The 23,132-nt window shown below is 71.0% G+C and carries 22 protein-coding genes; 14 read left to right on the forward strand and 8 right to left on the reverse strand.

All coding sequences use genetic code 11. The features are described 5' to 3' along the window. The first annotated feature begins 281 nt into the window (after positions 1-281). Positions 282-1,142: a dioxygenase family protein gene (locus ABT340_RS25215; RefSeq protein ID WP_352013291.1), complete on the forward strand. Its 861-nt coding sequence runs from the start codon at positions 282-284 to the stop codon at positions 1,140-1,142. 387 nt (positions 1,143-1,529) lie between these two features. Here the strand turns inward: ABT340_RS25215 and ABT340_RS25220 are convergent, their stop codons facing one another. Continuing rightward, the gene (locus ABT340_RS25220) at positions 1,530-1,817 is read right to left on the reverse strand and encodes a Fe-S cluster assembly protein HesB (RefSeq protein WP_352013292.1); all 288 of its coding nucleotides are present in this window, start codon (positions 1,815-1,817) and stop codon (positions 1,530-1,532) included. Between the two features lie 264 nt (positions 1,818-2,081). Between ABT340_RS25220 and ABT340_RS25225 the strand changes: the two genes are divergently transcribed. From ABT340_RS25225 to ABT340_RS25240, 4 genes are all read left to right on the forward strand, one after another. Further along, positions 2,082-2,882, forward strand: a complete 801-nt coding sequence (locus ABT340_RS25225) for an alpha/beta fold hydrolase (protein WP_352013293.1) — start codon at positions 2,082-2,084, stop codon at positions 2,880-2,882. Then, positions 2,882-3,337, forward strand: a complete 456-nt coding sequence (locus ABT340_RS25230) for a GbsR/MarR family transcriptional regulator (protein ID WP_352013294.1) — start codon at positions 2,882-2,884, stop codon at positions 3,335-3,337. The genes ABT340_RS25225 and ABT340_RS25230 overlap by 1 nt, the downstream gene beginning before the upstream one ends. Before the next feature lie 108 nt (positions 3,338-3,445). Continuing rightward, positions 3,446-4,444 carry a helix-turn-helix transcriptional regulator gene (locus ABT340_RS25235; protein ID WP_352013295.1) on the forward strand — a complete coding sequence of 333 codons (999 nt, stop codon included), beginning with the start codon at positions 3,446-3,448 and terminating at the stop codon, positions 4,442-4,444. 64 nt (positions 4,445-4,508) lie between these two features. Continuing rightward, entirely contained in the window at positions 4,509-5,075 is a 567-nt protein-coding gene (locus ABT340_RS25240; protein WP_352013296.1) for a GNAT family N-acetyltransferase, read from the forward strand. A gap of 328 nt (positions 5,076-5,403) precedes the next feature. On the opposite strand, the gene ABT340_RS25245 is transcribed toward ABT340_RS25240, so the two are convergent. Then, the gene (locus ABT340_RS25245; RefSeq protein WP_352013297.1) at positions 5,404-5,709 is read right to left on the reverse strand and encodes a DUF1330 domain-containing protein; all 306 of its coding nucleotides are present in this window, start codon (positions 5,707-5,709) and stop codon (positions 5,404-5,406) included. Between the two features lie 186 nt (positions 5,710-5,895). Here ABT340_RS25245 and ABT340_RS25250 point away from each other — a divergent pair, with 186 nt between their 5' ends. Continuing rightward, positions 5,896-6,798 carry a LysR family transcriptional regulator gene (locus ABT340_RS25250; RefSeq protein WP_352013298.1) on the forward strand — a complete coding sequence of 301 codons (903 nt, stop codon included), beginning with the start codon at positions 5,896-5,898 and terminating at the stop codon, positions 6,796-6,798. A gap of 73 nt (positions 6,799-6,871) precedes the next feature. On the opposite strand, the gene ABT340_RS25255 is transcribed toward ABT340_RS25250, so the two are convergent. Continuing rightward, entirely contained in the window at positions 6,872-7,909 is a 1,038-nt protein-coding gene (locus tag ABT340_RS25255; RefSeq protein WP_352013299.1) for a hypothetical protein, read from the reverse strand. Between the two features lie 106 nt (positions 7,910-8,015). Between ABT340_RS25255 and ABT340_RS25260 the strand changes: the two genes are divergently transcribed. Together ABT340_RS25260 and ABT340_RS25265 are read left to right on the forward strand one after the other, a co-directional pair. After that, positions 8,016-8,870, forward strand: coding sequence for a helix-turn-helix domain-containing protein (locus ABT340_RS25260; RefSeq protein ID WP_352013300.1), 855 nt, complete (start codon positions 8,016-8,018; stop codon positions 8,868-8,870). Then, the gene (locus ABT340_RS25265) at positions 8,867-9,274 is read left to right on the forward strand and encodes a VOC family protein (RefSeq protein WP_352013301.1); all 408 of its coding nucleotides are present in this window, start codon (positions 8,867-8,869) and stop codon (positions 9,272-9,274) included. The genes ABT340_RS25260 and ABT340_RS25265 overlap by 4 nt, the downstream gene beginning before the upstream one ends. Positions 9,275-9,346: 72 nt before the next feature. On the opposite strand, the gene ABT340_RS25270 is transcribed toward ABT340_RS25265, so the two are convergent. The 3 genes from ABT340_RS25270 to ABT340_RS25280 all read right to left on the reverse strand — a co-directional run bounded on the left by ABT340_RS25270 (position 9,347) and on the right by ABT340_RS25280 (position 14,065). Then, entirely contained in the window at positions 9,347-12,016 is a 2,670-nt protein-coding gene (locus tag ABT340_RS25270) for a S8 family serine peptidase (protein ID WP_352013302.1), read from the reverse strand. Between the two features lie 424 nt (positions 12,017-12,440). Beyond that, positions 12,441-13,556, reverse strand: a complete 1,116-nt coding sequence (locus ABT340_RS25275; RefSeq protein ID WP_352013303.1) for an MFS transporter — start codon at positions 13,554-13,556, stop codon at positions 12,441-12,443. A 41-nt stretch (positions 13,557-13,597) separates the two neighbouring features. Further along, positions 13,598-14,065, reverse strand: a complete 468-nt coding sequence (locus ABT340_RS25280) for a MarR family winged helix-turn-helix transcriptional regulator (RefSeq protein WP_352013304.1) — start codon at positions 14,063-14,065, stop codon at positions 13,598-13,600. 124 nt (positions 14,066-14,189) lie between these two features. Here ABT340_RS25280 and ABT340_RS25285 point away from each other — a divergent pair, with 124 nt between their 5' ends. The 5 genes from ABT340_RS25285 (at position 14,190) to ABT340_RS25305 (ending at position 21,178) form a co-directional block, all read left to right on the forward strand. Continuing rightward, entirely contained in the window at positions 14,190-17,453 is a 3,264-nt protein-coding gene (locus tag ABT340_RS25285) for an efflux RND transporter permease subunit (protein WP_352013305.1), read from the forward strand. Between the two features lie 112 nt (positions 17,454-17,565). Beyond that, entirely contained in the window at positions 17,566-18,996 is a 1,431-nt protein-coding gene (gene purB, locus ABT340_RS25290; RefSeq protein ID WP_352013306.1) for an adenylosuccinate lyase, read from the forward strand. A 43-nt stretch (positions 18,997-19,039) separates the two neighbouring features. Further along, positions 19,040-19,780, forward strand: coding sequence for a GNAT family N-acetyltransferase (locus ABT340_RS25295; protein ID WP_352013307.1), 741 nt, complete (start codon positions 19,040-19,042; stop codon positions 19,778-19,780). 66 nt (positions 19,781-19,846) lie between these two features. Further along, the gene (locus tag ABT340_RS25300) at positions 19,847-20,506 is read left to right on the forward strand and encodes a LysE family translocator (protein WP_352013308.1); all 660 of its coding nucleotides are present in this window, start codon (positions 19,847-19,849) and stop codon (positions 20,504-20,506) included. Positions 20,507-20,548: 42 nt separating this feature from the next. Further along, entirely contained in the window at positions 20,549-21,178 is a 630-nt protein-coding gene (locus ABT340_RS25305; RefSeq protein ID WP_352013309.1) for a LysE family translocator, read from the forward strand. Positions 21,179-21,199: 21 nt separating this feature from the next. Here the strand turns inward: ABT340_RS25305 and ABT340_RS25310 are convergent, their stop codons facing one another. Continuing rightward, complete coding sequence (locus ABT340_RS25310) at positions 21,200-21,667, reverse strand: MarR family winged helix-turn-helix transcriptional regulator (RefSeq protein WP_352013310.1); 468 nt, start codon at positions 21,665-21,667, stop codon at positions 21,200-21,202. Between the two features lie 202 nt (positions 21,668-21,869). Here ABT340_RS25310 and ABT340_RS25315 point away from each other — a divergent pair, with 202 nt between their 5' ends. Beyond that, a complete protein-coding gene (locus tag ABT340_RS25315; RefSeq protein WP_352013311.1) occupies positions 21,870-22,142 on the forward strand; it encodes a GlsB/YeaQ/YmgE family stress response membrane protein in 273 nt (90 codons plus the stop codon). A 94-nt stretch (positions 22,143-22,236) separates the two neighbouring features. On the opposite strand, the gene ABT340_RS25320 is transcribed toward ABT340_RS25315, so the two are convergent. Continuing rightward, a complete protein-coding gene (locus ABT340_RS25320) occupies positions 22,237-23,076 on the reverse strand; it encodes an LLM class F420-dependent oxidoreductase (RefSeq protein WP_352013312.1) in 840 nt (279 codons plus the stop codon). Positions 23,077-23,132 lie beyond the last annotated feature (56 nt).

Consider the following 23,132-nt stretch of genomic DNA (forward strand, 5'->3'; position numbering starts at 1 on the left):
TCGCCCGTGGTCGAAAACGGGCGGCGCGAGATGAAAATCATCCGCGAACGCCTTGACCTGCTCGTTTACTGGAAAAAGGTGCATAGCGTGAAGTTATAGAAAACTGTGGGGTTCAACCCACTCCCGCACGGTGTCAGCTTTGGTCCAGTCCAGGCTGCCTGGTTCGTTCGGCCCGCCCGCGGCGGCATCGCACATCGCCGGTCCCTCACCGGCCTCGTCGGCGCCGTGCGCGGCCGGGAGGAGCGGCCAGGCACGACCCCCCGAAGGCCAAGGAGGCCATTGTGGACGCCGAGAACACCCCCGTCGAGGAATTCGACGAAGAGAATGACACCAGGGGCATCAGCCGTAAGACCCTGCTGAAGGCCGCCATCATAGGTGCCCCGATCCCGCTGCTGATGGGTGGGGTGCCCGCCCTGGCTCGGGACGCCAAGCAAGAGGGCAAGCTGCTCGACCCGACGCCGTTCTGCGGCACCGGCGACCCCGCCACGATCGCTCAGACCGAGGGCCCGTACTTCAAGCCGGGTTCCCCGCTGCGCGACACGCTGACCGGCGCCGGAACGCTGCTGACCGTGAGCGGTTACGTGTTCAACCGCTCCTGCCAGCCGGTCGCCAACGCGCTGATGGACTTCTGGCAGGCGGACAACGCCGGTAACTACGACAACTCCGGCTACACCTTCCGCGGTCACCAGTTCACCAACGCGCAGGGCTTCTACAAGCTGACCACGATCGTGCCGGGCCTGTACCCGGGCCGCACCCGTCACATCCACGTGAAGGTGCAGGCTCCCGGCCGGGGCATCCTGACCACGCAGCTGTACTTCCCGGGTGAGCCCCGCAACAGCACGGACACCATCTACGACTCGCGTCTGCTGATGAACGTCAGGACGGTCGGCTCGGGCAAGGAGGCGACCTACGACTTCGTGCTCAACTTCACGGGCACGCCGCAGACCCCCACCCCGACCCCGACCAACAGCAGCACCCCGACCCCGACCGGCAACCCGGGTGGCACCTGGGCCGCGGGCACGAGCTACGCCGCCGGAGACGTCGTCTCCTACGGTGGCTCGAACTACCGCTGCCTCCAGGGCCACACCGCCTACCCCGGGTGGGAGCCGCCGAACGTCCCCGCCCTGTGGCAGCGCATCTGACGCGCCGGCCCGTCATGACCGGTGTCCGCGTGCGCGCGGTCACCGGTGCCGGATACTCCGGCCGGCGCACCGTGGGGCCGGTGCAGCGCGGACCGGTGGGCGGGACGGCCAGCCGTCCCGCCATGGCGGCGGTCTCCTTCCGCCGCGCGAACCCCGTAGTCACCGTGCCTGGGCGGGCGCTCATCCGGTGACACAGCGGGACGCGCGGGCGGCAGGGGACCGGCGCCGCGTCCGCGGATCGGGTGCCACGCCTGGGCGTGGCACCCGATCCCGTCGTGGTCTTCCCCGGTGCGCCCGGACCCTCCCGGGTCCGCACCCCCTTTTTCCGGGGAACGCCGGGAGGCGGCCCGTCCGTCCAGGACGCGCCTCCCGGCGGCCAGGAAGCGGTCAGCGGTTCTGCTCGGTGACGAGGAAGGCCACGGAACCCCCCTCGCCGATGTCCGCGTCCAGCGCCTTGTCGTCGAGCATGTCGGCGGCCGCCCGGTCCAGGAAGATCCGGGCCCCGTCCGTCTCGACCACCTTGTCGTCCGTCTCCGGGCCGTTCACGACCGACAGTGTCAGTGAGCCCGTGCCGTCCGCCTGCGAGGCGATCCGGACGCCGGTGTCCTCCGATTCCGCCACCTGAGAACTGAGGTCCCTGATCACCTGGGCAGCGGTGTCCGTCAATGTGAGCATTGTGACTCCTTGTCGGGATCTCGGGTTGATTACTCGCCCTTGCCCGCTGTGAAAGTGCCCAACCTCCTCGCCGGTCGTTATTTCCTCCGCCGTGCCGTACGAGGTCCCGGACGGGAAACCGGTGCCGAGGAGTTCGGTGGCGCTTGGCGGTGTGTGTTGGCGGTGCTTGGTGGCGCCCTCCGCGCGCTCATCCGAACGGACGCCTCGCCGGGTGGTCGGCGAGGGTGGCATCGCTATATTTGCTATATTTAGTACATGCTAAATATGACCGATGCGCTGTCGTCCGACGGGTGTGACCTGCGTTACGGCGACAGCGGCGGTGAAGGGGTGCCGGTGGTCCTCACACACGGCGCCGGGGCCGACCACGTGATGTTCGACGCCCAGGCCGAACATCTGCGCGTCCGAGGGTTCCGCGTCGTCGTCTGGGACATGCGCGGCCACGGCCTGTCCCAACCGGCCGCCGGCCCGTTCACCGCGGAACGGGCGCTGGCCGACCTGCGCGCGCTCATCGAACACCTGGCGCTGGACCGGCCCGTGCTGGCGGGCCAGTCTCTGGGCGGCAACCTCGGCCAGGCCCTCGTCCGGCGGGACCGCCACCTGGCGCGGGCCCTGATCGTCATCGACTCCGCATGGAACACCGGGCCGCTGTCCTGGGGCGAACGCGTGCTGCTCAAGATGGCCGCGCCGATGTTGCTGGCGCTTCCGGCCAGGCGTCTCCCGGAGCTGATGGCCAACGCCTCAGCGGTCACACCGGCCGCCCGGGCGGACGCGCGGCGCGCCTTCTCCCAGATGCCCAAGGAGGACTTCGTCCAGGTGTGGAAGGCCGCCGTCGAGCTGGTCGTCCCCGATCCCGGCTATCGCACGCCCGTTCCACTGTGCCTGATCCGCGGTCTGCACGACCGAACCGGCAACATCGCATCGGCCATGCCCAGATGGGCTCAGGCCGAAGGTGTCGAAGAGGTCGTCATCCCTGACGCGGGCCACATGTCCACCCAGGACAATCCGCGAGCCGTCAACGCGGCGATCGAGACGTTCCTCGACACGCTGACCCGTCAGGAGCGGTGATGGACGCCGACAAGCGCGACTCGTTCACCGTCTCGGTGGGTGACCTGCTGGCCTCCTGGAACCTGCCGCACGCCACCGGCCGCGTCTACGGGCTGCTCCTGGTGAGCGAGGAGCCGCAGTCCCTGGACACGATCGCCGCCGAGCTCTCGCTGAGCAAGGGATCGGTGAGCACCGCCGTGCGCCAGCTGGACTCCTGGGGGCTGGCCAGGACCATTCCCCAGCCGGGAAGCCGCAGGCTCCTGGTCGAGGCCGCCGGTGGAATCGCGTCCCTGCTGGAGGCCAGCCACGCGCGCGCCGGGACCCTGATCGCCGCCCTGCGAGAAGGAGAGGACCTGGTCGGCCCCGGTCCCGCGCGGCGGCGGCTCCAGGACGTGATCGGCCTGTTCGAAAGTTATGTCGACGTCGGAAACCAGATGCTCACCCCGTACCGCAGGCAGCGGGAACGCCGGCCGTGAGCTCCGGCGGATCGTCCTCGCCGGACACGTGGGGGAGGGGCACCCGTCCCGGGGGAGGCCGGGGGACACCGGGGAACGCTGTGGGGCGGCTGCGGGACAATGGTGCGCATGCGTGCGAGTCGCCTGCTGTCACTGCTGCTGCTTCTGCAGACCCGGGGGCGGATGACGGCCACCGAGCTCGCGGGAGAGCTTGAGGTCTCGATCCGCACGGTCTACCGGGACGTCGAGGCGCTGTCGTCGGCGGGTGTGCCGGTCTACGCCGACCGGGGGCCCGCCGGGGGATACCAGCTGCTGGACGGCTACCGCACCCGCCTCAACGGCCTGACGGCACAGGAGGCCTCCTCGCTGTTCCTCGCGGCGCTGCCGGGGCCCGCGGCGGAACTGGGCCTGGGAGAGCTCGCGGCGAACGCCGAGCTGAAGCTGCTCGCCGCGCTGCCGCCGGAGCCGCGTTCCCACGCCACCCGGATGCGCGAGCGCTTCCACATGGACGTCCCCGGGTGGTACCGCGACGCCGACGAGACCCCTTTCCTGGCCGACGTCGCGGAGGCGGTCTGGGAACAGCGGCCGATCCGCATGACCTACCGGCGCTGGGGGCCTCGCGAGGTCGTACGGCTGGCCCAGCCGTACGGCCTGGTGCTCAAGGGCGGGACGTGGTACCTCGTGGCGGCGGCCGACGGGGGAGGCCCGCGCACCTACCGCGTGTCGCGGATCGTGACCGCCGAGATCCTCGACGGCCGCTTCGAACGGCCCGAGGGCTTCGACCTGTCCGCGTTCTGGAGGGACTACTCGGCCGAGTTCCGTGCCCGCATGCACACCGGGCACGCCCTGGTGCGGGTCGCGCCGGAGGCGACGAAGATGCTCCGTTACGCCGTCGGCGCCGAGATCGTCGACACCGCCCTGGCCGACGCGGAGCCGCCGGACGAGCGGGGCTGGACCACACTGCTCCTGCCGACCGAGTCGACCAGGCACGCCCACTGGCTGCTGCTGCGAATGGGCGCGGACATCGAGGTGCTCGAACCGCCCGAGCTACGCGCCATGATGACCGAGACGGCCGCCGGGCTTCGCGACCTGTACGCTTCCCGGGAGGAGCCCGGAGAAGGCGTCTGAACAGCGGAAACGCCGGGAGGAAAAACCGTCGCCCATCGCAGGGTCGCTGCCCTACTCTGTCCGGATGCCGAAGCCTTTCTCCCCCGCCTTTCCCATTCGCACCGCCCGTCTGATCCTGCGCCCCTTCACCCACGACGACCTGGAGGAACTGCACGTCATCCGGTCGCTGCCCGAGGTCGCACGGTACGTGCCCTGGGAGCCGGGTGACCTGGAGAAGACCGCCAAGGCGCTGGAGGCCAGGATCGGGCAGACGACGCTGACCGAGGAGAACCAGCCGCTCACCGTCGCGGTCGAGGTGGCCGAGACCGGCGAGCTGATCGGCGACGCCATGTTGTTCTGGGTGAGCGAACAGCACCGCTGCGGAGAGGTCGGCTACGTCTTCCACCCCGCCCACCACGGCAGGGGATACGCGACCGAGACGGTCATGGCCCTGCTCGAACTCGGCTTCGACGGCCTGGGCCTGCGCCGGATCATCGGCCGTCTCGACACCCGCAACGAGGCGTCCGCCCGGGTGCTGGAGCGCGTCGGCATGCGCCGTGAGGCCCACCTGGTGGAGAACGAGCTGTTCAAGGGGGAGTGGACGGACGAGTTCGTCTACGCGATCCTGCGGCGCGAATGGGAGTGCCGGTAAGACCCGTGCGACCAGGTACACCCGTTCAATGGATCTTTCCGTGATCGTCGGGCGTACGTGGTCGTGATCCGGATTCGTGAGGGTCGCGGCGGCGCGGCCGACCGCTTCGCGAGAGAGCCGGACGCCGCGTGCGCCATCCCGGCGCGCCCCGGGCTGCTTCGGCGACGGAGGAACCGCAGGTCGAAACCCCTCGAAGTCAGACTCTGAGCAGCCCCGGCGGGGCACGCGGCAGACGGATGCAGGGTGCGCCCCGGTCATCGACGCCTGGTGTTCGCTGGACCGATCTGTCGCGTGGGAAGCGGTTCGCCCCGGGCGAGGGCGGGTGTGGTCAGCCGACGCCTTCGACGATGCGGAAGTCGCGCTCGACGCCGTCGGGGAGGGCCCCCAGCGCCTTCTGGTATGCCTCGCTCTCGTATGCCGCGACGGCCTGTTCAAAGCTGTCGAACTCGATCAGAACGACGCGTTGCGTGATTCCGGCCTCGTGGGCGACGACTCGACCGCCACGGGACGGCAGGAGGGACAGGTTGCGCCCGCCCCCGGCCTGGACAGCCAGACCGGCCAGCTTGTCGTAGGCGGTCAGCCTCTCAGGGTCGGAGACGGCAGGGTAGACACTGACCCAGTAGCCCTTGGCCATGGAAACCTCCTGTGTTCGGCCGGACACGTCCGACTTCGAATCGGCACTCGGATCGATCGATCCCGGCGGCGGGTACCGCGGTCGGTCGAATCGCCGTACGCGCAGGTTAGGGCTTGATGTGCGGCCGAGGGAAAGACCGGTCCGGGATAGACTCAGAACGGATCGTTATCAATCGGCAGGGGGCACATGGCGCCGGACACGGTGAGCCTGCGGTACTTCCTGGTGCTGGCACAGGAGCTGAACTTCACCCGCGCGGCCGCACGGATCGGTATCGCACAGCCCGCGCTCAGCGCCCGGATGCGCCGACTGGAGGCGGAACTCGGTACGGCCCTGCTGGTCCGCAACACGCGTAGCGTCGCGTTGACCACGGCCGGGGCGGCTTTGGCGGAGTCCGCGCCGTCCGCGCTGGCGGCGCTGGACCGGGCATGGGACACCGCCCGGAAGGCGGCGGCCGGTGAACTGGGCACGCTGCGCATCGGATACAGCCTCACCGCCGGGGCCGAGACGGCACCGGCCCTGGTGGACAGGCTCATTCGCAGCAGCCCGGGGCTCAAGGTCGGCGCGGTCCCGATGGCGACACCGGAGATCTGCCCCGCGGTCGCCGACGGCCGCATCGACGCCGGGATCACCCGCGGTGAACAGCCGGGCCGTGGCGTGCGCCGGTTCCTGCTGCGGCGTGAGCGCGTCGGGGTCCTGCTGGCGCGGCACCATCCGCTGGCCGAACACCCGGAGATCGAGATCGCCGACGCGGCCGCGTATCCGCTGCGGCTCCCGGACCGTGCGGCCAACCCCGTGATCTACGATCAGCTGTCCGCGCTGTTCCGAGACATCCGGCCACACCCCCGGTTCCACACGCCCGCGGTCACTGTCGACATGTCTCTGCGCGACCTGCGCGACGGGGCCACCCTCGCCCCGGGCGGAGAAGCCGCGGTCACGGCACAACCGGCCGGTCTCACCTGGCGACCGCTGCGGGGCGCGCCCAGCCTGACGATCCACCTGGTCCTCCCACGTGAGCCGTCGCCGCTACACCGCCGCATCCGTGCCGTCGCCAAAACCCTGGCGCACGAACTGCACTGGCTGCCGGACTGACGCGCGAGAGGTCAAGCGAGACGGACGCCTGCGGTGGCGGGGCCGGAGACATTGCCCCGTCCGCTGACCCGGCTCAGTCCTCGATGCCCGGGTTCGCCGCGAGGACATGGTCCCTGAGCCGTCTGAGGCGCGGCAGGAAGTCGCGGACCCGCAGCGCCCGTTCGCGCAGCCCGGCGGCGGAGCCGACGCCCAGGTCCTCGGTCAGGTCGAGGAAGCCGGGCATGAACGCCTCGGCCGCCCCGGGGCCGCCGTGGGCCAGGATCTTCAGGCAGCGGGCGTAGGTCGCGGCGATCCAGAAGACCGCCTCCCGATGGTGCCCGCGAGCCAGAAGGTCGTGACCGCCGCCGACCGCGATCGGCCGCGCCGCCGCTGTGACGTCCGAGGCGAAGGGGTACGGCGTCGCGGGCCCGGCGGAAGCGGCGTCGAAGGCCCGTGTCATCGTCCCCAGGTGGTGCGCCACGCGTTCCGGGGTCAGATGCGCGCAGCCGAGCAGCGCGAGCAACTCCTCGTGGGCCTCCGGCCTGCCGTACTCGATCAGCAGCGCCCGTGCCGCCAGGTAGCGCAGCCGTACGGTGGGATTGCGCAACCCCGCGGTGAGCAGGACATGCGTGGTCACACCGGTCGGGAACAGCCAGCCCGTCACCCGGTCGTACGGCGGAGCGGAGACGTCGAGTGCCGCGAGCCCGTCGGTCACCCTGCGCTCGGCCTCCTCACAGCGCCTGACGACCCACCTCCGCCTGGCGTAGTCCCCGGCGGCCGCGGCCCGCAGCGCGGTCAGGGCACCCGTGGGGTCGGCCAGGACCGTCTCTCCCCGCAACGCGCCCGCGAGGTGGTAGGAGGCCAGGATCTCCTCACCTGAGGGCATCGGTTCCCAGCCCAGATAGGTGACTTCGAGCAGGGCCCCGCCGTAGCGGAACTTGCCGGGCTTGCGGGGGGTCCGCCTGGCCGAGAGGACGACCATGACGTCGACGTCGGAGGAGGGGGAGAGCTCGGCCTCCGCGGGCAGCCAGGCCGTCGACCCGCTGAGGAAGGCGCCCGCGAAGTCAGGGATGTCCGGGGAGTGTTCGGCGACCCACCGCTCCGCCACCGCTCGTGCCTCTCCAGCGTTCACCGGTTCATCTTATTGATTTACTTTGTAAAGGCGCCGGGTCTGGACAAACCCGTCACAACGGAAACCACAAATAAACTGGCCTTGAGGCCGGGAAGCTGGAGGCGGGATGGAGTTCGTCGTGCAGGCGCCACCGCCTGTTTTGCGGCCCTTTGTCGCGGGCTACACCGGCTATCGGGAGGCGGGGCCGGAGCCGAGGGCGCACCGTGGCCTGCCGTCGCCGTACCTCACGCTGATCGTCACCCTCGACGAGCCGCTCGTGATCGCGGTGCGTTCCGACGGGAGGGCGGGGCCGGAGCGGTACGACGCGTTCGTCGGCGGTCTGCACACCAGCTCGGCGCTGATCACCCATGACGGGCGTCAGTCGGGCATCCAGCTGGCGTTGACGCCGCGGGGCGCGCGGGCGCTGCTCGGCCTTCCCGCGGGGGAGATGGCGGGCGCCGACCTGCACCTGTCGGAGGTCGCGGGAGGCTGGGCGGGGCGGTTGCGTGAGCGGGTGCTCGAAGGCGGGGCCGGCGGCTGGGCCGGGCGTTTCGCGGCTCTCGACGCGGAGCTGCTGGCCCGGGTGAGTGTGGAGCGGGTGATGCCGGCCGAGGTGGCGCGGGCCTGGGGGTTGCTGACGGCCTCCGGTGGTACGGCGAGCGCGGCCGAGCTGGCCCGCGCGGCGGGCTGGAGTGGCCGTTACCTGAGCCGGAGGTTCGCCGCGGAGATCGGTCTCCGGCCGAAGGAGGCGGCGCGGGTCGTGCGTTTCGACCGGGCGCGGCGGAGGTTGCGGCGGGCGGCGGCGCTGGGGGAGAGGCTGACGCTGGCGGATCTGGCGGCCGGGTGCGGTTACTGCGACCAGGCTCATCTGGCCAGGGAGTTCGGTGCGCTCGCGGGGTGCCCGCCGAGTCGCTGGCTGGCGGAGGAGTTCCGAAACGTCCAAGCCTGGGGTGCCGCGCTGGCGGAAGACTCGGGTTCATGAGCAACAACACTTCACAACCCCGGGTGTGGCCCATGTTGCGCGCCCGGAATCCTCGTGATCTCATCCGTTTCCTCACCGAGGCGTTCGGTTTCGAGGAGAGCGTGGTGTACGGCGACGGCGAGCGGGTCGACCACGCCGAGCTCTCCTGGCCGCTCGGCGGCGGTGTCATGCTCGGCGGGGCGCGCGACGTCGCGGACGATCCGTGTGGGCTGGTGCCGGGTACGTTCGGCGCCTATGTCGTGACGGACGCGCCCGATGAGCTGTTCGCCAGGGCGGTCGCCGCGGGGGCGCGTCCGGTTCGCGAGCTCACGGACACCGACTACGGTTCCCGTGACTTCGTCGTCGCCGATCCTGAGGGCAACCGGTGGTCGTTCGGTACCTACGGGGGGCATGTCGCGGAGTGAGGTGCGGGCCACGGGGTCGTCCCGTGGCCCGCGCGTTCACCGGCCTTCGGTTCCGGCCAGAAGGTCAGTGGGTCAGGGGGTCAGGATGTCGTCGATGGCGGCGTGCAGGTTGGGCTGCGGGCCGATGTGGTGGGGGTCGCCGGTGGGCTGGGCCGTTCCGGTGAGCTTGAGGGTGTCGCGGACCTGGGCGGGGGTGAGCACGCCGCTGTTGGCCTTGGCGACGCCCTGCAGGGCGGCGACGGTTCCGGCGATGACGGCGCTGGCGCTGGAGGTGCCGTTGAAGGAGCCGTTGTAGAGCTTGTTCGGGTTGGTCTCCGAGGGGGTCAGTTCCTGCCAGCCGGGGACGCCCAGTGTCGCCACGCAGGCGCCGTAGGCCTGGACGTCCAGGCGGGAGCCGTAGGTGGAGAAGGACAGGGCGGTCCGCTCGGCGGCCGGGCTTGAGCCGGTGCAGTTGGTTCCGCCGGGGCTGGGGGGCGCTCCGGCGCCGACCATGATGGCGCCGGAGTCGGGGCGGCCCATGATGGTGGTGGCGTAGGTGTCGGTGGTGTCGTCGAGGTTGTTGCCGCCGTTGCCCGCGGCCTCGACCACGGTCACTCCGGCGGCGACGGCCAGGACGGTCTGGTCGTAGACGCTGCCGTCGACCTCCCACGGGTACCAGGGGCCGCCGCCGCCGGACGGGGTCACCGCGACCTCGTACAGGATGACGTCGCCCGGTCCGGAGTGGGCGGTGGCGTAGGCGACGCTGTCGGGTACGGCGGTGCCGGACACGTGGAGGGTGGCGTTGGGGGCGATGCCGGCCATGCCGACGCCGTTGTCGTCCTGGGCGGCGATCACTCCGGCGACGGCGGTGCCGTGGGCGACGGAGGAGTCATGCGAGCAGGGGTCGCCGAACAGGGACGGCACCTGGACGATCTCGCCGGTCGCGACGCGTCCGGCGAGGTCCTCGTGGCAGAGGTTCCACTGGTTGGTCAGCCCGTTCAGTTCGACGGGGCTGTGCCGGTTGGTGGTGGTTCCGTCGCCGAGCTGGCCGCTGCTGTTCATGCCCCAGACGTAGAACCACTGGCCGAGTTTGGTGATGGTGTGGGCCAGGCCCGCCACGGCCGCCTCGCTGTTGGCGGTGGTGGCGGTGGGGGAGTGTCTGTCGGTGGTGGTTCCGTCGCCGAGCTGTCCCTGGTTGTTGTCGCCCCAGGTGTAGGTGGTCGAGGAGACCGAGGAGGTGGTGGCGACGCTGTGCTTGGTTCCTGCGGAGACGCCGTTGACGTTGGTCAGGCCGGTGACGGAGACCGGGGTGGTGCGGGTGGTGGTGGTTCCGTCGCCGAGCTGGCCTTCGCTGTTGTCGCCCCAGGCCTTGACGGTGCCGCCGGTGATGAGGGCCAGGTTGTGGTCGCCGCGGCTGCTGACCTGGCCGACGTTGGTCAGGCCGGTGACGGTGGCGGGGGTGGTGTGGTTGGTGGTGGTTCCGTCGCCGAGCTGGCCTGCGCCGTTGTTGCCCCACGCCTTGACGGTGCCGTTGGCCATCAGGGCCAGGGAGTGGACGCCGCCCGCGGCGATCGTGCCCGGTCCGGCGGCCACGCCGGTGAGGCCGGGGACGGTGATGGCGACGGGGGAGTCGGAGCCGGCGTAGCCGAGTTGTCCCTGGCTGTTGTCGCCCCAGGCGCGTACGGTGCCGTCGGACAGGACGGCGAGGGAGTGGCCGATGCCGGCGCTGATGCCCACGGCGTTGTAGATTCCGGCGACCTGTACCGGGACGGTGCTGTCGGTCAGGGTGCCGTTGCCGAGCTGGCCCTGGCTGTTGTCGCCCCAGGCCCAGACGGTGCCGTCGCTCTTGAGCGCGAGTGAGTAGGCGGCGCCGGCGGAGACGGAGGAGATGTCGGTCAGGCCGGGGACCTGGGAGGGGACTGTCTTGGCCGTGGTGTTGCCCAGGCCGAGCTGGCCCTGGCCGTTGTCGCCCCAGGCCCACACCTGCCCGAGTGTCGGTGACCAGGAGACCATCAGGGAGTGGTCCTCGCCCGCGGCGATCGTCTGCGCGCCGTAGGAGGGGATGACCGGGGACTGGACCTCGATGTCGGTGACGGTGATGCCGTCGCCCTTGCCGCCGGTCTGGGCGTTGGCGTAGTCGGCGTCGACGCCGCCGCCGGCCGGGGAGCCGGTGGCGTTGCGGTACTTCTGGTGTGAGGCCAGGGGTTCGGTGGGGGAGACGAGGTTGGGCCTGGCCTGGGCGATCTCGACCGAGGGCAGGGCGTTGAGGTCCTTCAGCAGGCCTTCGACGCCGCTCTTGGGGGCGGTGACGACGAACCAGGAGTTGAGGTCGGGCAGTTGCCTGCCGGTCTTCCTCTCCAGCTGGAGGCGCCGTTCGGTGGTCTTCGTCTCGGAGGCCGAGGACAGGGGCCTGATGGAGGCGTCCTTGTACTTGGCCAGGACCTTCTGGATGTCCGCGGTGTCTCCGGAGTCCTTGGCGACCAGGCCCTGCCCGCGCAGCCGTACGGTGAGGCCGGGTTTGAACTTCACCGTGAGCTGGGTGGTCGAGAAGCCCTTGGGCAGGGGGGCGTGGGTTCCGGGGGCGGTGGCCTTGTCCTTGCTGTGGTCGTAGGCGGGGGCGGGTTCGGCCGAGGCGGGGCCCGCGGTGACCACGCCGGACAGTGCGCCGACGGCTATGGCGAGTAGAGCGGCGGCGAGTCGTCGTCCGGTTCGCCGTTGTGGGGGAGATCCCGCGTGACCCCGGGTGGCGGAGTGATCTGGCACCGAATTCTCCTCTTTTCTTGCTCGTCGTCCTCTGTGGTGCGTGGGTGCCGCCCGGTGTTCGTGACTTTGGGCATGCGGGCACGCCGAATGGCGCGTTTCCCACGCGATGGGTGTTTGTTGTGAAACCAAGGGAGCCGACGGGTCAGCATAGGCCGATCACATGTGTGAAAATCAACTGTGAATTTGATTTACACGGTTGGCTTCCAGGTGGATGCGCAGCGTCATTGTGCCGGCCCTTGTTATGGGAGATTGGCTGTCCACCGGCTTGACAAAATAGATTGCGCACCATATTGAATCTGTTGATTCACTGAGGGTGACGCGTTTCTGTGAAGGAAGAGCAATTCGGGGTTTCCCGATGCGTTCCGTCCTGTGGAAATCACTCTGGCGGCATTTCCCGCCATATGGGGAGTTTTCCGGGAGGGGGTCAGCGGGGCGGGCGCAGGGCGCCTGCCGAGGCGGACATGAACGCGGCGAGCAGTACGGGGATGCCCAGCGCGGCGGGCAGGCCGACGATCTCCGCAGCCCCGCCGATGAGGGCGGGCCCGGCGACCAGGCCCGCGTAGCCGATGGTGGCGACCTGGGCGATGGAGGCTCCGGCCCGCTGCGGGTCGTGGTTGCCGGCCGCGGAGAAGACCTGGGGCACGATCGTGGACAGGCCGAGGCCGAACAGGGTGAAGCCCGCGACGGCGACGGGGACCTGGCCGACGAGCAGCGCGGCCCCCAGGCCTGCGGCGGCCAGCAGGCCGGAGACGCGGACCAGGCGGACCGGGCCGAAGCGCAGGGCCAGCCGGTCACCGGCGAGGCGGCCGATCGTCATGGCGGTGGAGAAGGCGGCGAAGCCGAGGGCGGCGACGCCCTGCGAGGAGCGCAGGTCCTCGAAGAGGTAGACGGCGGTCCAGTCGACGGCGGCTCCCTCTCCGACGAGCCCGGCGAAGGCGACCACGCCGATGAGGACGATCCAGCCGTTTCTGCGTGTCCCGGCGGTGGCCTGGTCCTGTGACGGCGCGGCGGGCGGGGCGGGGGGCAGCAGGTGGCGTCCGGCCAGGAGCGACGCCAGGGCGAGGGTGACGCCGGTCGTGGCCAGGGTGGGGCCCGCTCCGGCGCCGAACCAGGCGAACAGGCCGCCGATTCCCGCGCCGAGGAGGCCGCCGACGCTGTACATGCCGTGGAAGCCGGACATGAGGGGGCGGCCGCAGGCGCGCTCGACCTCGACGCCGTGGGCGTTCATGGAGACGTCGAGGGAGGCGTTGACGACGCCGTACAGGAAGAGGGCGGCGATGAGCAGGGGCAGGGTCGGGGCGTAGCCGGGCGGGATGACGGCCAGGGCCGTGACGACGGCGGCGGGGGTGATGACGCGGGCGCTGCCGAAGCGGTCGGTGAGGCGTCCGGCGAAGCGCATTCCGACGATGAGGCCGGTGGTGAGGGCGAACAGGCCGTAGGCGAGCTGCCCGTTGCTGAGACCGAGGTCGCTCTTGACGGCGGGGATGCGGGCGGCCCAGGCGCCGGAGACGGTGCCCAGCGCCAGGAAGAAGAAGGACACGGCCAGGCGGGGAGCGGTGAGGGCGGCTCCCCGTTCGCGGTTCAGAGGGAGTCCTGACGGTCGAAGGCGGCGGTGGCCGCCTCGATCCTCGTCATGACGCTGAGCGCGTCGCGGAGGGTCTGGGTGTCGAGGAAGCCGAGGAGGTGGCGGAAGTCGGCCAGGCCCGCGTCGGCGATCCGCTCGACGAGGGTGCGGCCCGCGGAGGTCAGCTCGACCCGCCGCACGCGGCGGTCGTTGGGGTCCTCCCGGCGGGTCACCAGGCCGTGGCCGACGAGGCGGTCGACGATGCCGGTGACGGTGCCGAGGCCGACGTCGAGGTGGTGCGCGAGGTCCTGGCCCGAGGCGGAGTCCCGGTAGGCGAGGAGCATGACCACTTTGAGCTGGCGCATCGTGAGGTTGGTGTCGAAGAGCGGAGAGGGCGCCCTGCGCTGGGCGAGGAATCGTCCCAGGTCGCGCTGTAGCTCACCGATGCGGCTGATCAGTCGGTCGCGTTCGTCGTCCACACTCACCCTCTCGCTTCCTGAGAAGGTTATCAGGAAAGCTAGACAGCGTTAAATATTCGCATAATGCGAAGTGTTAGGCTGGAGAGAACTTACTGTGTCGTACCCCTCAGGCCCTTAGGAGTCCGCCCCCATGACCGCCCTGGCCAGGTTGAGTCTTGCCAACCGCAGCCTTGTCATAATGATCGCGGTCGTGTTGAGCGCGTTCGGCGCCTTCGCGATCCCCTCGCTCAAACAACAGTTGCTGCCCTCGCTTTCGTTTCCCGGCGCCTTCGTGGTCGCCCCCTACCTGGGAGCCTCCCCCGAGATCGTCGAGGAGCAGGTCACCAAGCCCATCGAGGACAGCTTCCAGGGTCTTGAGGGGGTCACCGAGGTGACCTCGACCTCCCGCGAGGGGATGGCGCAGGTCCAGGTGTCGTTCGAGTACGGCACCGACATCGACGCCTCGGTGAGCGAGATGCAGCAGGCGATCTCCCGGATCGGCTCCCAGCTGCCCGACGGCGTCGACCCGCAGGTCCTGGCAGGCGGCACCGACGACATCCCGGTGCTGGTGCTGGCGGTGTCCGCGGGCGGTGACCAGCGGGCCACGGCGGACAGGATCAGGCGGATCATGGTGCCCGCGCTGCAGGGCGTCGACGGGGTGCGCGAGGCCACGGTCACCGGCACCCGGGACGAGACCGTGGTGGTCACCCCCGACACCAAGAAGCTCGCCAAGCACGGCCTGGCGCCGACCGCGGTCGCCGACGTGCTGCGCGCCAACGGCCAGCCGATCCCCGCGGGCAGTCTCACCGAGGACAACCTGTCCCTGACCGTCCAGGTCGGCGACCGGATCACCTCCATCGAGGACCTGGAGAACCTCTACCTGCAGCCCGCCGCCCCGGCGCAGCTCCAGCAGCAGGGGGCTCAGCAGAGCCGTACGGCGCAGGCCCAGGCGGCGCAGGCTCAGGGCGCCCGTGGCGCGGGGGCGCAGCGGCCGCCGGTCGCCGTGGCGGCCCCCAAGCCGCCCAAGCCCGTCAAGCTCGGCGACGTTGCCACGATCGAGCGCTCGCAGGCCGACAGCACCTCGCTGACCCGCACCGACGGCGAGCCGAGCCTGGGCGTCTCGGTCACCATGAAGCCGGACGGCAACGCGGTGGCCATCTCCCACGCGGTGAGTGAGAAGCTGCCGGAGCTGAAGAAGGAGATCGGCGACTCCGCCAAGGTGAGCGTGATCTTCGACCAGGCGCCGTACGTGGAGCGTTCGATCGAGGACCTCACCACCGAGGGCCTGCTCGGCCTGGCCTTCGCGGTGCTGGTCATCCTGATCTTCCTGCTGTCGGTGCGCTCGACGCTGGTGACGGCGATGTCCATCCCGCTGTCGGTCGTCATCGCCCTGATCGCGCTGTGGCTCGGCGACTACTCGCTGAACATGCTGACCCTGGGCGCCCTGACCATCGCCGTCGGCCGCGTGGTCGACGACTCGATCGTGGTCCTGGAGAACATCAAGCGTCACCTGGGGTACGGCGAGGCCAAGCGGGACGCCGTGCTGGCGGGTGTGCGCGAGGTGAGCGGCGCGGTCACGGCCTCGACCCTGACGACCGTCGCGGTCTTCCTGCCGATCGCGGTGGTCGGCGGCATGGTCGGGCAGCTGTTCGCCCCGTTCGCCGTCACCGTGACGGTCGCGCTGCTGGCCTCGCTGCTGGTGTCGCTGACGGTCATCCCGGTCCTGGCGTACTGGTTCCTCAAGGCCCCCGTGCTCAGCCCCGAGCAGGCGCGCGCGATGCGCGAGGAGGCCGAGGCCAAGGAACTGCGCAGCCCGCTGCAGCGGATCTACCTGCCGGTTCTGCGCTTCGCCACCAAGCGCAGGCTGATCACCGTCCTGGTCGGCGTCGTGATCTTCGTGGGCACGATGGGCCTGGCGGGGCAGCTGCAGACCAACTTCCTGGACTCCTCCGGCCAGAACACCGTCTCCCTGACCCAGAAGATGCCTCCCGGCACCGACCTGGCCACCACCGACGCGGCGGCCAAGAAGGTCGAGCAGGTGCTCTCCTCCGTCAAGGAGGTGGAGACCTACCAGGTCAACGTGGGCGGCGGTGGCGGCTTCATGGGCGCCGCCTCCGGTGGCGGCGGCGGGGACCGCGCCTCCTACTCGATCACGGTGGCCGACGGCACCGACACCGCGGCGCTGGAGAACACGCTGCGCGACCGGTTCAAGGGGCTCACGGACGCCGGTGAGATCACCGTCGGCGGCTCCCAGGGCGGTCCGGGCGGCGGCTCGACCAACCAGCTCCAGGTGCTCGTGCAGGCGCCGGACATCGACACGCTGCGCGGCGCGGCCGAGACGGTGCGCGGCGCGATGGCGGACATGGGCGGCCTGCGGGACGTCTCCTCCAACCTGGAGGCCAGCGCCAAGCGCATCGAGGTCCGGGTCGACCGGAGGAAGGCCGCGGAGAAGGGCCTGACCGAGGGCCAGATCGGGCAGTTCGTCGCGCAGTCCTTCCGGGGCGCGACGCTGGGCCAGGTCACCCTGGACGGCCGGGCGAGCGATCTGATCCTGCGCAGCGGCGACGCCCCCGAGGACATGGCCGAGATCGGCAGGCTGAAGCTGCCGACCGCGACCGGCACGGTCAAGCTGTCCGAGGTCGCCAGGGTGTCCAGGGTCGACGGCCCCACCCAGGTGACCCGGGTCGACGGGGAGCGCAGCGCGACGGTCTCGGGTACCTCGACCGCCAGCGACCTGGGCGCCCTGACCACGACGCTGACCGCCAAGCTGAAGGACCTGAAGCTGCCCGACGGCGCGCGCTACACCATCGGCGGCGTGAGCGCCGACCAGAGCGAGGCGTTCGGACAGCTCGGCCTGGCGATGCTGGCCGCCATCGCGATCGTCTTCATGATCATGGTGGCGACGTTCCGCAGCCTCGCCCAGCCGCTGGTGCTGCTGGTCTCCGTGCCGTTCGCCGCCACCGGCGCCATCGGCCTGCTGCTGGCCACCGGCACCCCGCTCGGCGTGCCGGCCCTGATCGGCATGCTGATGCTGATCGGCATCGTCGTGACCAACGCCATCGTGCTCATCGACCTGATCAACCAGTACCGTGAGAGCGGCCTGGGCGTGGTCGAGGCGGTGATCGAGGGCGGCCGCAGGAGGCTGCGGCCGATCCTGATGACCGCGGTCGCCACGATCTTCGCGCTGATCCCGATGGCGCTCGGCCTGACCGGCTCCGGCGGGTTCATCTCCCAGCCGCTGGCCATCGTGGTCATCGGCGGCCTGGTGTCCTCGACGCTGCTGACGCTGGTGCTGGTGCCGACGCTGTACGTGATCCTCGAACGGACCAAGGAGCGGCTGAGCCGCGGGTCCAGGGCGGGCAGGCACGAGGCCGACGCCAAGGTCGAGGACGACAGGCTGACCCCGGTCGGCTGACCTCCGCCTCACCACCCGCCGCCCGCCGTACCCCGCAGGAGGGGGACGGCGGGCGGCGGCGCGCCTACCCCCTGGCGGGTCCGGAACGCGGGCGGCAATAGACTGAGGCAACGTGACTGCCAAGCCTCGCATCCCCAACGTTCTGGCCGCCCGCTACGCCTCGGCGGAGCTGGCCCGCCTGTGGTCCCCCGAGTACAAGGTGGTGGCCGAGCGCCGCCTGTGGCTGGCGGTGCTCGCCGCGCAGGCCCGGCTGGGGATCGCGGTGCCCGAGGAGGCCGTCGCCGACTACGAGAAGGTCGTCGAGCAGGTCGACCTGGCCTCCATCGCGGAGCGCGAACGGGTCACCCGCCACGACGTCAAGGCCCGCATCGAGGAGTTCAACGCGCTGGCCGGGCACGAGCACGTGCACAAGGGCATGACCTCGCGCGACCTCACCGAGAACGTCGAACAGCTGCAGATCCGCGACAGCCTCCTGCTGGTGCGCGACCGGTGCGTGGCGCTGCTGGCCCGTCTGGGCACGCTGGCCGCCGAGCACTCCGGCACCGTGATGGCCGGGCGCTCGCACAACGTGGCCGCGCAGTCCACCACCCTGGGCAAGCGGTTCGCCTCGGCCGCCGACGAGCTGCTGGTCGCCCTGGCCCGGCTTGAGGAGCTCATCGCCCGTTACCCGCTGCGCGGCGTCAAGGGGCCGGTCGGCACCGCGCAGGACATGCTCGACCTGCTCGGCGGCGACCGGGCGAAGCTGACCGCCCTTGAGGACCACGTCGCCGGGCACCTGGGCTTCGCGAACCGGCTGACCAGCGTCGGGCAGGTCTACCCCCGGTCGCTGGACTACGAGGTCGTCACGGCGCTGGTGCAGCTGGCCGCCGCCCCCTCCTCGCTGGCCAAGACCATCCGGCTGATGGCCGGTCACGAGCTCGTCACCGAGGGCTTCGCCGAGGGGCAGGTCGGCTCCTCGGCCATGCCGCACAAGATGAACACCCGCTCCTGCGAGCGGGTCAACGGGCTGACCGTGGTGCTGCGGGGCTACGCCTCCATGACGGGCGAGCTGGCCGGCGACCAGTGGAACGAGGGCGACGTCTCCTGCTCGGTGGTACGGCGGGTCGCCCTGCCCGACGCCTTCTTCGCCTTCGACGGGCTGGTCGAGACGATGCTGACCGTGCTCGGGGAGTTCGGGGCCTTCCCCGCGGTCATCGCCGCCGAGCTGGACCGCTACCTGCCGTTCCTGGCCACGACCAAGATGCTGATGGCCGCGGTGCGCGCCGGGATGGGCAGGGAGAGCGCCCACGAGGTGATCAAGGAGCACGCGGTCGCCTCCGCGCTGGCGATGCGCGAGCGCGGCGTGGGCAACGAGCTGCTTGAGCGCCTGGCCGCCGACGAGCGCTTCCCTCTCGGCCAGGCCGAGCTGCGGGAGCTGCTCCAGGAGCGGCTGTCCTTCACCGGCGCCGCCGCCGACCAGGTCGCGACGGTCGTGGCCAGGATCGAGGAGGTCGTCGCCCGTCACCCGGCCGCGGCCGCCTACACCCCGGGCGCGATCCTGTAGCTCTACCCTTTCCGGATTTTTCTGGACCTTTCTGGAGCCCCCCATGGAGTTGACCTCCGCCGAGGACGTGGCCGCCGCCTGCCAGGACGACACGATCGTCATGTGGGCGGCGCAGGGAATGCGCCCCGGGATCCGGGCGTGGGCGCACGGGGAGGCGGTCGCGGTCGCCAGCCCCGACCTCAACCGCCGCGACCGGCTCACCGTCCGGGGCCCCGCCGGTCAGGTCGCCGTTCTCGTACGGCGGGTGCTGCCGGAACTGGCCCCCTCCTACCGGGTCATGGCGGAACGGGACCTGGCCGGGGAACTGGTGGGCCTGCTGCCCGGCTCGGGCCCGGTCCGGCCGTTCGAGTGGATGGAGACCGCGACCCCGCCCTCACCGCAGGACTCCGGGGAGGAGGAGACCGGATGGCTTGAGGAGAGGGACGCGGAGGTCGCCGCCCTGCTGGCCGAGGCGGCCCCCGCGGCGTGGGCCGTACCGGGGCTGCCGGGGATCCGCCGCTGGGCGGGGGTGCGCGCGGCGGACGGGAGCCTGGTCGCCACGGCCGCCGACGCCTGGTCCTGCCCGGAGGTGGGGTTCGTCGCCGGGGTGGCGACCGTCTCCGCGCTGCGCGGCAGGGGATACGGGCGGCGGGTGTGCGCCTTCGTCTTCCGGTCGCTGATCGCCGCGCACGGCAGGGTCGCGCTGGTCGTGGACACCGACAACCGCGCCGCGATCGGCGTCTACGAGCGGCTCGGCATGCGCCTGCGCCCGGTCGCGGCCCTGGCGCCGTTCTCCGCCGGCTGAGGCGACCGGGCCACTTCGTGGAATTGGCCGTTCTCCGCGGGAAGGGGCGCAGGACAGGATGCGGTCATGACATTGACGGTATCGCTCAGCTCCCTCGCCGCCGTCGCGGTGATCGCCCTCGGAATGGTCCTCACCCCCGGCCCCAACATGCTCTACCTGATCTCACGGTCGGTGACGCAGGGCCGGGGGGCGGGCATGATCTCCCTGGCGGGTGTCGCCGCCGGTTTCCTGGTCTACCTGGCCGCCACCGCGGCGGGGATCGCGGTGCTCTTCGCGGTCGTGCCCGCCGTCTACACCGCGATCAAGCTCGCGGGCGCGGCCTATCTGCTGTGGCTGGCCTGGAAGGCGGTGCGCCCCGGGGGCGGCTCCGTCTTCACCCCCGGTGAGACGCGTTTCGACCCGCCGGGCAGGCTGTTCTCGATGGGGCTGGTCACCAGCCTGCTCAACCCCAAGATCGCGGTGATGTACGTGTCGCTGCTTCCGCAGTTCCTCGATCCCGCGCACGGCGACGTCGCGGCCCAGGGCCTGACCCTCGGTCTCGTGCAGGTCGTCGTCTCCCTGTCGGTCAACGCCCTGATCGTCCTGGGCGCCGGGTCCGTCGCCTCCTTCCTGACGGGCAGGCCGCTGTGGTCGCGGGTGCAGCGCTATCTGATGGCCACCGCCCTGGTGGGGATCGCCCTGCGGGTCGCGACCGACCGCTCGCGTGTCCTGGTCGCCGTACCGTAGCGACGATCTTGGGCGAAGCGGGGAATATGGGACACTGCTGTCGTGCTCACCGCCGTGCTCGCCTTCATCGCCGTCGCACTGGTTCTCACCGTCTCCCCGGGCCCGGACACCGTGATCGTGCTGCGCACGACGATCGCCTCGGGCCGGGGGGCCGGGTCGCTCGCGGGGGCGGGGGTGATCCTCGGCTGCTACGTGTGGGGGATCGCGACCGCGCTCGGCCTGACGGCGCTGCTGGCCACCTCGGACCTCGCCTACACCGCCGTCAGGATCGCGGGCGCCGTCTACCTGACCTGGCTCGGCGCGCGGGCGCTGTGGAAGAGCCGTTCCGGCTCCGCGACGCGCCGGGAACAACCCGAGGGGGAACCCGTGACCGGCGCGTGGAAGGTCATGCGGACCGGGTTCGTGACCAACCTCCTCAACCCCAAGGTCGGGGTCATCTACATGACGCTGCTGCCGCAGTTCGTCCCCCACGACGCGGCCGTGCTTCCGACGACCCTGCTGCTGGTCACGGTGCACGGCCTGCTGGGCGCGGCGTGGTTCGTGCTCGTGGTCTGGGCCGCGCACGCCCTGCGCGGCGGGCTCTCCCGGCCGTCGGTGCGCCGCCTCACCGAGCGGCTGACCGGCCTGGTGTTCATCGGCTTCGGCATCCGCCTGGCCGCGGAGGCGCGCTGAGGACCGGCCGCGGGGACGGGGTCAGTCGCCGAACCAGCCGGGCACGTCGAGCCGGAACACCTGGCCCGCGGTGAGCGCGCGCAGATCCGCCTCGAACGCCCCCATGCGTTCCCGTCCCAGCGTTCGCGCCCAGCGCTCGCGCAGGTCGTCGAAGATGCGGGCCGAGAGCGCCAGGCTCTCCAGGCCGTGGGGCGTGAGCCGTACGATCTTGCGCCTGGCGTCGCCGGGGTCGCAGGCACGCTCGACGTAGCCCAGCCGCTCCAGGGTGGCGACGGTCTTGCCCGCGGCCTGCTTGGTGATCCCCAGGCGTCTGCCGAGCTCGACGGCGGTGGTGCCCTCGACGCCGATCGCCTGCATGACGAAGCCGTGCATCGGCCGCATGCCCGGGTGCCCCCGGCGGGCCAGCTCGGCGTGGAGGTCGTCGATGAGCATCCGGAAGCCGATCAGGAGCCTGAGCGGAAGCTCGAAGCCGGGAGGATCACTGGGCACGGTCGGTAACCTGGTTCGCCGATTCGACAACTACGTTTACGTTGTCCACCTTAGGAGCTCCCTCCGGCCCTGTCACCCGAGGCCCGCCCCGGTGTCCGTTCCGCCGGACAGGACGATCGCCACCGTAGGTCGTGATTTTTCATGTGTTGTCCTCACTTTCAAGGGCATACGGATGGCAGCCAAGCAAGAGGGAGTGTGGACCATGACAGTCACCGGCATCATCACCGCCATCGTCATCGGAGCGATCATCGGCGCGCTGGGCCGGCTGGTCGTCCCGGGGCGGCAGGGCATCCCCATCTGGCTGACCATCGTGATCGGCATCGTCGCGGCCCTCATCGGCACCGCGATCGCCGGTGCGCTGGGCGTGGCGAGCACCCGGGGGGTCGACTGGATCGAGCTGCTCATCCAGATCGCCCTGGCGGCCGTCGGCGTCATAGCGGCCGCGGGCCTGTACGGCAGGCGCGGCGTGCGGTGACCGGTCCCGCGCGGACCTGTGAGCGAACGCGGAACGGCCCCGGCCGGGGAGAACCCGGCCGGGGCCGTCCGGCGTGTTCAGGAGGTCCGGCGCGTCACTCTCCGCGCGCCTTGGCCAGCGCCGCCTCGAAGGCGTCCATCTCCCGCTGGAGGCGGTCAAGGCCCGCGGACGGCAGCCAGGCCATCACCCGGGCGACCCCCGCACGCTCGCACGCCTCCAGCACGGCGGGGTCGGCCGGTGCGGCCATGACCACCGTCACGACCGTCCGTCCCGCGTCCTCGGCCCTGCGCCGGAGCTCACCCACCCGGTCCAGGACGTCCGGCGCGTAGTTCGGCAGCCAGCCGTCGCCGTAGGAGAGCACCCGGTCGAGCACCCGGGGGCCGGTGCCGCCGACCAGCACGGGGGGATGAGGGCGCTGCGCGGGCTTCGGCCAGGAGAGGATCGGGTCGAAGGAGACGAACTCCCCGTGGTACTCGGCCTCGTCCTGGGTCCAAATGCGGCGCATCGCCTCGATGTTCTCCTTCATCACCGCGAAACGCCGCGCCGGGTCGACCCCGTGGTTGCGGATCTCGGGTTCGTTCCAGCCAGCCCCCACGCCGAGCTCGAACCGGCCGCCGGTGAGGTGGTCCACACTCGCCACGGTCTTCGCCAGGCTGATCGGGTGGTGCTGCGGCACCAGGCAGACGCCCGTCCCTACCCGCAGCCGGGTCGTGACCACGCCCGCGGCCGTACAGGCGGTCAGGGCGTCGTAGGTGTGCGCGTACTTGCGCGGCAGCGTCCCGCCCTCCGGCGGCACGGGAGGCTCCCCCCAGGCCTGGATGTGGGTGTGCTCGGTGAAGAAAAGGGCGTCGTGGCCCCGTTGCTCGACCAGCTGGGCCAGCACACCCGGGCGGACCGCGTCATGCGTAGCGAAATATCCGAAACCAGATTCCATGGCGTCCCCGTCTCCCACGGAGGGCGGGTACGGCACCGCTGTGCCGCACCCGCCCC

The organism is Streptosporangium sp. NPDC000239 (genome assembly GCF_040300765.1).
Classification (GTDB): domain Bacteria; phylum Actinomycetota; class Actinomycetes; order Streptosporangiales; family Streptosporangiaceae; genus Streptosporangium.